At 67.8% G+C, this 1,070-nt stretch carries 2 protein-coding genes; both read right to left on the bottom strand.

Features of this window, described 5'->3' with window-relative positions; all coding sequences use genetic code 11:
• Positions 1-415 (bottom strand): 3'(2'),5'-bisphosphate nucleotidase CysQ (locus EOD07_RS35440; RefSeq protein WP_164772901.1); only part of this gene is annotated, 415 nt, incomplete at its 3' end.
• Positions 402-1,070 (bottom strand): metallopeptidase TldD-related protein (locus EOD07_RS35435; RefSeq protein WP_164772900.1); only part of this gene is annotated, 669 nt, incomplete at its 5' end. The genes EOD07_RS35435 and EOD07_RS35440, both read right to left, overlap by 14 nt.

Here is a 1,070-nt window from a genome sequence, read left to right as displayed (position 1 = left end):
GACAGGCCCAATAGGTCTCGCCCTTGGCCGGGCATTCGAGGACGCCGGCGAGCGAGCGCCCCTCCTCGACCACGGCGACGCTGACGCACCAGGAATGCAAACCATCGAGAAAACCGCGCGTGCCGTCGATCGGGTCGACGACGAAGGTGCGGCGCGCCGACAGCCTGGCGTGGTCATCGGCGGTCTCTTCCGACAGCCAGCCGTAATCCGGACGTGCCCTGAGCAGGGTCTCGCGCAGATAGGCGTCCGCCGCGTGATCGGCCTCGCTGACCGGCGAAGTGCCGCCCTTCATCCACACTTGCGGGTTGTTGCCGAAATAACCCATGGCGATGGCGCCGGCCTCGCGGGCGGCATCGCGCAGCAGAGCGAGGTCGTCGCGGGCCTCGCTCGAGGTCAGTTGGTCAAGCACCGGCAAGGGTCATCCCCTCGATCAGGAGCGTCGGCGCCGCGGTGCCGAAATTGCGGTCGAGGTCGTTCGCCGGCACCATGTTGAGGAACATGGTCTTCAGGTTCGAGGCGATCGTCACCTCGGCCACCGGATAGGCCAGCGCGCCGTTCTCGATCCAGTAGCCGGAGGCGCCGCGGCTGTATTCGCCGGTCACCATGTCGACGCCCTGGCCGAACACCTCGGTGACATAGAAGCCGCGCTTCAACGAGGCGATCAAGTCTTCCGGCGAGCGCTCGCCGGGCTCGATGGCAAGATTGGTCGAGGACGGCGAGACCGACGAGCCGCTGCGCGAGCCGCGCCCATTGGTGACGAGGCCCAACTCACGCGCGGCCGAGGTCGACAGGAACCAGTGATTGAGCACCCCCTTCTCGACCATCAGCAGCTTGTCGCCCTCGACGCCTTCGCCATCGAAGGGACGCGAGGCCTGGCCACGCCGCCGCAAGGGCTCGTCGGTGACGGTGATCGCGGCCGACGCCACTTGCTTGCCCATCATGTCGCGCAGGAAGCTGGTCTTGCGCGCGACCGACGCGCCGTTGATGGCGCCGGCGAGATGGCCAGCTATGCCGCGCGCCACGCGCGGATCGAACACCACGTCGACCGGACCGGTCGACGTGGTGTTCGA

Source organism: Mesorhizobium sp. M2C.T.Ca.TU.002.02.1.1 (assembly GCF_003997225.1).
This window is presented reverse-complemented; position numbering and strand designations above follow the sequence as displayed.